9 protein-coding genes are annotated in these 8,386 nt (G+C 72.8%); 5 read left to right on the plus strand and 4 right to left on the minus strand.

Features of this window, described 5'->3' with window-relative positions; translation table 11 throughout:
* Positions 1-138: 138 nt before the first annotated feature.
* Both IEZ31_RS05665 and IEZ31_RS05670 read left to right on the plus strand, forming a co-directional pair.
* Entirely contained in the window at positions 139-627 is a 489-nt protein-coding gene (locus tag IEZ31_RS05665) for a SigE family RNA polymerase sigma factor (RefSeq protein WP_190248638.1), read from the plus strand.
* Positions 628-630: 3 nt separating this feature from the next.
* Complete coding sequence (locus IEZ31_RS05670) at positions 631-1,476, plus strand: hypothetical protein (protein WP_190248639.1); 846 nt, start codon at positions 631-633, stop codon at positions 1,474-1,476.
* A gap of 84 nt (positions 1,477-1,560) precedes the next feature.
* On the opposite strand, the gene IEZ31_RS05675 is transcribed toward IEZ31_RS05670, so the two are convergent.
* The 4 genes from IEZ31_RS05675 to IEZ31_RS05690 all read right to left on the minus strand — a co-directional run bounded on the left by IEZ31_RS05675 (position 1,561) and on the right by IEZ31_RS05690 (position 5,563).
* Entirely contained in the window at positions 1,561-2,772 is a 1,212-nt protein-coding gene (locus IEZ31_RS05675) for an RNA polymerase sigma factor (protein ID WP_190248640.1), read from the minus strand.
* A 10-nt stretch (positions 2,773-2,782) separates the two neighbouring features.
* Positions 2,783-3,430 (minus strand): LysE family translocator, encoded by a 648-nt coding sequence (locus IEZ31_RS05680; RefSeq protein ID WP_190248641.1) that lies wholly within the window; start codon positions 3,428-3,430, stop codon positions 2,783-2,785.
* 50 nt (positions 3,431-3,480) lie between these two features.
* Entirely contained in the window at positions 3,481-3,894 is a 414-nt protein-coding gene (locus IEZ31_RS05685; RefSeq protein WP_229834253.1) for a GNAT family N-acetyltransferase, read from the minus strand.
* A 481-nt stretch (positions 3,895-4,375) separates the two neighbouring features.
* A complete protein-coding gene (locus IEZ31_RS05690; RefSeq protein WP_190248643.1) occupies positions 4,376-5,563 on the minus strand; it encodes an MFS transporter in 1,188 nt (395 codons plus the stop codon).
* Between the two features lie 66 nt (positions 5,564-5,629).
* Here IEZ31_RS05690 and IEZ31_RS05695 point away from each other — a divergent pair, with 66 nt between their 5' ends.
* The 3 genes from IEZ31_RS05695 to IEZ31_RS05705 are packed head-to-tail and all read left to right on the plus strand — an operon-like array spanning position 5,630 to position 8,307.
* Entirely contained in the window at positions 5,630-6,589 is a 960-nt protein-coding gene (locus IEZ31_RS05695; RefSeq protein ID WP_190248644.1) for an ArsR/SmtB family transcription factor, read from the plus strand.
* Positions 6,590-6,598: 9 nt separating this feature from the next.
* Positions 6,599-7,012: a VOC family protein gene (locus tag IEZ31_RS05700; protein ID WP_190248645.1), complete on the plus strand. Its 414-nt coding sequence runs from the start codon at positions 6,599-6,601 to the stop codon at positions 7,010-7,012.
* A 26-nt stretch (positions 7,013-7,038) separates the two neighbouring features.
* Positions 7,039-8,307 (plus strand): adenosylmethionine--8-amino-7-oxononanoate transaminase, encoded by a 1,269-nt coding sequence (locus IEZ31_RS05705; protein WP_190248646.1) that lies wholly within the window; start codon positions 7,039-7,041, stop codon positions 8,305-8,307.
* Positions 8,308-8,386 lie beyond the last annotated feature (79 nt).

Here is an 8,386-nt window from a genome sequence, read left to right on the forward strand (position 1 = left end):
TATCCGACATCAGCCCATTGGCGCCGTTTGTGGACCGCTCCGGCCGGATCGAGCCGGGTCGCCGTGCATGGAGCCGGGCAACCGTGCGGGGCCCGCCGTGCGACGTTCCGGTGCGGGGGCGTCCACGAAGGGAGTCGGATGAAGCAAGACGACGAAACCGCGTACCGCGACTATGTGTCGGCGCGGCTCGATCGGCTGAGACGTACCGCGTTCCTGTACTGCCGGGACTGGCACACCGCGGACGACCTCGTCGGGGTCACGGTCGGCAAGCTGTACCAGCACTGGGGGCGTGCGCAGCGGGCCGACAACCTCGACGCCTACGTGCACGGAATCCTGGCCCACGCGTGGCTGGACGAGCGGCGCCGGCCCTGGCGTCGTGAGTTCGCCGTCGCGGACTTCCCCGACCACCCGGCCCCGGCCGGCACGGTGGACGCCGGCGACGTGCTCGGGCTGCTGGCCGGCCTGCCCCCGCGCCGCCGGGCCTGCGTGGTGCTGCGCTTCTACTGCGACCTGTCGGTCGATCAGACCGCGGGGATCCTCGGCATTTCGTCCGGAACCGTCAAAAGTCAGACCGCCCGGGCGCTCGAGACGCTGCGGGTGCTGGCCGCTCACTTGATTGAGGAGTAGCGCATGCACGACATCTTCGACGAGGCGATCGGCGCCTCGCCACCCAGTCGGATCGACATCGACGCGGTGATCGTCCGCCGCCGGCGGATGGTCCAGCTGCGCGCGGCCGGTGGGGTCGGCGGCGTGGTCGCGGCGATCGCGGCGGTCGCGGTCGTGGTCGGCGTCTCCGGCGGCGGTGCGGCGACCCAGCCTCCCGGCAACGCCGGCCATTCGAGCGCCGCCACTTCGACAGGGGCCTCGGCGGCGTCGCTGCCGACCCGGCCGCCCGAGTCCCCGCAGCAGACCATGCAGCGGCTCACGGTCACCGTGACGAGCCGGCTCACGGCCCTGCTGCCCGGCGTCCAGCTCTCGGACTGGCGGAGCCAGGCGCCCGGGGTTCGGGTGTACCCGCGCGATGCCGAGCCGGACAGCTACCTCTCCGTCCTGCGGGTCACGACCGATGCGGGCAGCGGCGTGTTCACGCTCGTGTCGGCGCCCCGGACGACGGCCAGCCCGTCGGCGTCGCCGACCGGGCCGTTGACCGAGCGCCCGAAGCCGCCCACGACGTGCGCGGATTTCTGGGCCGGCTCGCAGACCGCGCCGGCGCATCCCGACGACCGTCAGTGCACTGCCGGCACGGGTCCGGACGGACAGCTCGTGCTGTCCGCGGTGGAGAAGCTGACCGCCGACGCGATCCGGTACGGGGTGGTCGTGCTCTGGGCCGATGCCTACGTCGAGGTGACCCTGGACAACTACTTCAAGGGCTGGGAGGGCGATGGTGATCCGCCGACCATGACGTTCATGCCGAGCCCGCAGCTTACCCTGGAGCAGCTGGGAAGCCTCGCGTGCGATCCCGAGCTGGCGTCCTGAGCAGGGCGCACCGAGCAGGCGCTTGAGCAGGCGCCCGAGCGGGGCGCCCCGAGCCAGGGCGCCCCGAGCGGCTCAGCCAGAGCGTCAGCGGAGGGCCGCTGCCTTCGCCTCCAGGTAGCGCTGCTCCGGGAGGCTCGTCGTGCGGCGCGCGGCCAAGCCGTACCACTCCCTTGCCTCGTCGCGGCGGCCCGCTCGCTCCAGCAGGTGGGCGCGCACCGCGGCCAGGCGGTGGTGCTTCGCCATCCGTGCGTCGTCGTCCAGCGGGGCGATCATGTGCAGCGCCGCCTCCGGGCCCTTCACCATCGACAGCGCCACCGCGTGGTTCAGCGTCACCATCGGGTTCGGGGCCACGCGGGCCAGGAGCTGATACAGGCCCACGATCTGGAGCCAATCGGTTTCGGAAGCGTGGGGTGCCTCGTCGTGGACGGCCGCGATCGCGGCCTGGAGCTGGTACGGGCCCGGTGGCCCCTGCGGGAGGGTCTGCGTGAGCAGCGCTACGCCCTCGTCCAGCATCGGGCGCAGCCACAGCGTCCGGTCCTGGTCGGCCAGCGGGACGAGCGTGCCGTCGGGCCGCGCCCGGGCCGGGCGGCGGGCGTCGGTCAGCAGCATCAGGGACAGCAGGCCGGCGACCTCGCCATCGGCAGGCAGCAGGCGGTGCACCTCGCGGGTCAGGCGGATCGCCTCCGCGGTCAGGTCGCTGCGCTGCAGGTCGGCGCCCGAGCTCGTCGTGTAGCCCTCGTTGAACATGAGGTACAACACGTGCAACACGACCTGCAGGCGAGCCGCGCGCTCCTCGGCGGGTGGCATGGCGAACTGCGCGCCGGCCTGCTTGATCTTCTGCTTCGCGCGGCTGATGCGCTGGGCCATCGTGGCCTCGGGGACGAAGAAGGCGGCGGCGATCTCGGCCGTGGTCAGGCCGCCCACCGCGCGCAGGGTGAGGGCGAGCTGGGAGCCGGGTGACAACGAGGGGTGGCAGCACAGGAAGAACAGCGTGAGCGTGTCGTCGGAGGCGGCCGAAGGCGCCGGATCCAGCGGCTCCATCGAGGCGACCGCCGCCTCGCGGCGGCGGCGGGCGTCGTCGCTGCGGAACTGGTCGGTCAGGCGGCGGACCGCCACCGTGATCAGCCAGCCGCGCGGGTTGGCCGGCACACCCTCGGACGGCCACTGCAGGGCGGCGGCGAGCAGCGCCTCCTGGACCGCGTCCTCGCAGGCGTCGAACTGACCGTACCGACGGATGAGCGTGCCCAGCACCTGAGGGGCCAGGGCACGCAGCTCATCCTCGACGGAGACGGTCACTCCTAGATGTCTACACCACCGTCGGCCTGGCCTTGTCGGTCGCCAGCTTCACGGCGATGAGGCCCAGGAGCGTCCCGGTCACGTACCGCTGGACCCGCAGCCAGGCCGGCCGCTTCGCCAGGAACACCGCGATGGTCCCGGCGGCGAGCACGATCGCCGTGTTCACCAGCATGCTGATCGCGATCTGCACCCCGCCGAGCACGAACCCCTGCACCAGCAGGTGCCCGGCCCGCACGTCGACGAACTGCGGGATGAGCGACGCGTACATGATCGCGGCCTTGGGGTTGAGCAGGTTGGTGAGCAGGCCCATCGTGAACAGTTTGCGGTTCGAGTCGGTCGGCAGCTCCGTGTCCAGGGCGAACACCGAGGTGCCGCCGGGGCGCACCGCCTGCCAGGCGAGCCAGGCGAGATAGCCGGCGCCGGCCAGCTTCACCGCCAGGTACAGGCCGGGGACCGTGGCGAAGACCACGGACAGGCCGAGCGTCGCGAGCGTCAGGTAGACGAGGAAGCCGACGGCGACCCCGCCGAGGGAGATCAGTCCGGCCCGGCGTCCCTGCGAGATCGACCGTGACACGAGGTACATCATGTTGGGCCCGGGCGTGAGGACCATGCCCAACGCGACGAGGGTGACGCCGAGAACCGCACCGACCGTGACCATGATCCAGACGTTGCCGCAACAACACGCCGCAGTCGACGGCCAATTCGCGATCAGAGGCCTTTCACCCAGCGGCGCCACTCCGGCTGTGCGCGGTACCCGCCGGCGGACCATGCGTGATGCGCGAGCACGTTGTCGTCGAGCACCATCGCGTCGGCGCGGCGCCCGCCGAACGCCCGGAAGCGCGCCTCGGCCGCGTCGAGCAGCAGCTTGCCGATGCCCTGGCGGCGCCGGTCGGGCCGGACCGCGAACCGGTAGAGGTGGCAGCGCCAGCCGTCGAAGCCCGCGATGAGCGAGCCGACGATCTCGTCGCCGTCGACGGCCAGCAGCAACGCCTGCGGATCGCGGCGGATCAGCGCGCTGACCGCGGCCGTGTCGTCGCCGACCCGGTTGGTGTCCTCGGCGGCGAGCTTCCAGAACGCGAGGAGGGCGGGAACGTCTCGTTCCACGGCGGGTCGCAGGTGCACCCGGCCAACGTACGTCACGGGACGTACGCCGGGTTACGGCGAGACGTGCACGACAGACCGGCCGCTCGCCGGGACGCTGAGGAGCATGCGATTCACTCCGCGATGGCGCAAGGCGGTCCGCACCGCGCACGTGGTCACGTCCGTCGGGTGGCTCGGCGTCGACCTGGTGCTGCTGGCGCTCGGCATCGGCGGGCTGTCCGGCCTGGCCGACGCCGGCATGGTGTACCCGGCCATGGGGTACGTCGGCCTCGTCCTGTTCGTGCCGCTGACCTACCTGGTGTGGGTCGTCGGCGTGGTCAGCTCGATCGGCACGCCCTGGGGCCTGGTCACGTGGTGGTGGGTCCTGGTCAAGCTCGTGATCACCACGGTGATGGTCGGGCTCGTGACGTTCCTGCTGTACCCCAACCTCGCCGACGCCACCGCGCTGGGCGCCGCGATGCCGCAGCGGCAGCGGGTAGACATGATCATGGCGCCGAGCGTCTCAAGCACGCTGCTCCTGGTGGCGACGATCCTGTCGACGTACAAGCCCTGGGGCCGCCGCGGTAAGCGTCGCAACGCCCAGCAGGGCGATGACCGTGCCCGGCGCCAGCGCCTCGGCGAGCAGGCCGGCGACCGCCGGCAGGAGCCCCTGAGCGGTCATCAGGCCGGTGCCGAGCAGGGCAAAAGCCTGGCCGCCGCCATCCTCGGGCAGGGCGTCCCGGAACGCGGCCTGGACGCCTAGGCCGAACGCGAACCCGACGCCGACGACCACGAGCGCGGCGACCAGGCCGACCCAGGGCGCGTCCGCGAGGAACACGAGCAGGGGCGCTCCCATGGCGGCGATGAGGACCGGGACCAGGCGCTCCCGGGTCCGCGGCGCCACCAGCCGGCCGATGACCAGGTTGCCGGCGATCATTCCCATCGGTACCGCGGCGAGCAGCCAACCGGCCGGGAGCCCGCGGTCGGCCGCATAGGGCACGATGAGGGCCTCCGCCCCGGTGATGAACCCCGACGGCAGCCACTGGATCAGCAGCAGCCGCCGGATCGCCGGGTCCCGCAGCAGCTCGGCGTTGCCCCGGACGCTGGCCGCGATCAGCGCTCCCGTCCGGGCCGGCACCGCCAGCGCCGGCAGGCCGAGCCTCGTCCACAGGGCCGCGACGACGTGCCCCACCGCCGCGCACAGGATCGCCTGGCGCTCGCCCAGGGCGGCGACCGCGATCCCGGCCCCGGCCAGGCCGGCGAGCTGAGCGAGCGACGAGGCCAGGTTCGACAGCGAGCGCCCGAGCACGTACGCGTCGCCGGGCAGCACCTCGGCGATGAGCCGGTTGGCCGCGCCGTGGAAGACCGGCGTCACGCAGGCGACCCCGGCCACCAGCACCAGGCAGGCCCACACCGGCATCGGCACGGTCGCGAGGGCGACAGCGGCGACGGCCTCGGCGAGGTAGCCGAGCGCGATCAGCCGGCGGGGCGGCACCCGGTCGGCGAGCGCCCCGAGCAGCGCGGAGCCGAAGAGCTGTGGCAGGAACGAGATGCCGTAGGCGAGGGCGGCGAGCGCCGGCGACTCGGTGGCGGCGTACACGAGCAGCGACAGCGCGACGATCCGCAGCGTGTCGGCGACGATCGCCAGGGTGCGGGCGCCGAACAGGACGCGGAACGGGGCTACTCGCCAGACTTCGCGGTACGTGGTCACGTTCTAGAGATTCGAGTCCGCGCTCCGGCCGGTCGAATGTTACGTCCAGGGGCGTAAGGTCGGGGCATGCTGCGGCTCGTCGTGGACCACGCCGACCTGCTGCACACCCGGTTCGGCGTGTCGCCGCTGGCCGAGCTGGGCGCCCTGCTGCGCAAGCTGGCCGGCCTGGCGCCGCTCGGGCGGTTCGAGCGGCTGCGGCCGGCGTTCGAGCGGCTGCGCGCCACGACCGACCTCGACGCGGTGCTGGCCCTGCAGTCGGCGCGGCACGGCGCGGACTTCGTCGCCCCGCCGCCGGCCGGGATGCAGCAGACCTGGGCGGACGACATCGCGACCGTCCGGGCGACCCCGCTGGACGTCGCGCGGGCCGAGCTTCCGCACCGGGCTTCCCCGGCGGTACTGCGGGTGTTCGAGTCTCCCGACGTGGTCGCCCGGATCGCGGACGCGCTCGAGGCCGCGTGGGAGACGCTGCTCGCCGCGGACTGGCCGCAGCTGCGCGCCATCTGCGAGAGCGACGTCGTTCACCGCGCCGGCCGGCTCGGCCACGGCGGCTGGGCGGCGGCGTTCGACGGCCTGCACTCGTCGGTCCGCTGGCACGCCGGCGCGATCGAGGTCTCCGGCGGCCCGGGCGTCCGCACGGTGGCCTCCGACGGCACCGGCCTGCTGCTGGTCCCGTCCGCGCTCGTGTGGCCGGGGATCGCCACGTACGTCGACCCGCCCTGGCGGCGCGCGATCGTCTACCCCGCGCGCGGCGTCGGCTCCGCGTTCGTGTCGTCGCCGTCGGCGCTCGCCGACCTGATCGGCAAGTCGCGCGCCCGGCTGCTGGTCGCGCTCGAGACCCCGGCCAGCACGACGCAGCTGGCGCTGGGGCTCGGGCTCGCGACCGGCGCCGTCGGCGACCACCTCGCGGTGCTGCGCCGGGCCGGCCTGGTCCGCGCGGTCCGCTCCGGCCGGTCGGTGCTCTACCGGCGCACCCCGCTCGGTGACGCGTTGGTCGTTGTGCCGGTCCGCGACGGCCCACCGCACTAGGCTGCGGATATGGCTTCGCGACTGAATCCTTACCTGAATTTCCGTGGCAACGCCCGGCAGGCGCTGGAGTTCTACCAGAGCGTCTTCGGCGGAGAGCTCCGCATGAACACGTTCGGCGAGTTCGGCGGGCGCGAGGACGCCACCAACGACCAGATCATGCACGGCCAGCTGGAGACGCCCAGCGGCTACACCATCATGGGCGCCGACACGCCGCCGGAGATGGCCCTCAACCCCGGCGACAACATCACGGTCAGCCTGAGCGGCACGGACGCCGCCGAGCTGCGGGGATACTGGACGAAGCTGTCCACCTCGGGCAAGATCAACGTTCCCCTGGAGAAGCAGATATGGGGTGACGAGTTCGGCGCCTGCGTCGACCAGTTCGGCATCCCGTGGATGGTCAACATCGTCGCCCAGCAGGGATGATTCGCTGAGACGCTAGGGTCTCGGACATGGATCTCGAGACCCTGGTGGAGCTCGACCGCTCGCTCGTCTGGCACCCGTATGGCCCGATGCCGGCCACCCAGTCGCCGCTGGTGGTCGAGTCGGCGAGCGGGGTGCGGTTGCGGCTGGCGGACGGCTCCGAGCTGGTCGACGGCATGTCCTCGTGGTGGGCGGCGATCCACGGGTACCGTCACCCGGTCCTCGACGCCGCGGTGCAGGACCAGCTGGGCCGCATGAGCCACGTGATGTTCGGCGGCCTGACCCACGAGCCGGCGGTCCGCCTGGCCCGCACGCTGGTCGACATCACGCCCGACCCGCTGCGGCACGTCTTCTTCTGCGACTCCGGCAGCGTGGCCGTCGAGGTGGCGATCAAGATGTGCCTGCAGTACTGGCGATCCCTCGGCCGCCCGTCGAAGCACCGCCTGATGACGTGGCGCGGCGGCTACCACGGCGACACGTTCCACCCGATGTCGGTGACGGATCCGGAGGGCGGCATGCACGCCCTGTGGCGCGGCATCCTCCCGTCGCAGCTGTTCGCCCCGGCCCCGTCCGCTGCCTACGACGCGTCTTATGTTGCATCGTTTGCCGACCTGCTGGCGGAGCACGCCTCGACGGTGGCCGCGATCATCGTCGAGCCCGTGGTGCAGGGCGCGGGCGGCATGCGCTTCCACGCACCGGAGCTCCTGCGCGACCTGCGCGCCCTGGCCGACGAGCACGACGTGCTGCTGATCTTCGACGAGATCGCCACGGGTTTCGGCCGCACCGGCTCCCTGTTCGCCGCCGACCAGGCCGGGGTGACCCCGGACGTGATGTGCGTGGGGAAGGCCCTGACCGGCGGCTACCTGTCCATGGGCGCCACGCTGTGCGTCCCGCGGGTGGCATCGGGCATCAGCCGCGGCGAGACCCCGGTGCTGGCCCACGGCCCGACGTTCATGGCCAACCCGCTGTCGTCGGCGGTGGCCAACGCGTCGATCGACCTGCTGCTCGCTTCGGACTGGTCCTCGTCGGTGAAGCGCATCTCGTCGGGCCTGGCCTCGGGCCTGGCTCCCGCCTGGGACGTCCCGGGCGTGTCGGACGTCCGCGTCCTGGGCGCGATCGGCGTGGTCCAGCTCGACCACGAGGTGAACGTCCCGGCCGCGACGAAGGCCGCGGTGGAGCGCGGCGTGTGGCTGCGCCCGTTCCGCGACTTGATCTACACCATGCCCCCGTACATCACCGACGACACCGACCTGGCCGCGATCACTTCGGCGGTGGTGGCAGCGGCGACCGCCGCCTGACACCTCCCGCGCCGCCTCCCGCGCCGCCTCCCGCGCCGCCTCCCGCGCCGCCTCCCGCGCCGCCTCCCGCGCCGCCTCC

Source organism: Dactylosporangium sucinum (assembly GCF_014647515.1).
In the GTDB taxonomy this organism is placed as follows: Bacteria; Actinomycetota; Actinomycetes; order Mycobacteriales; family Micromonosporaceae; genus Dactylosporangium; species Dactylosporangium sucinum.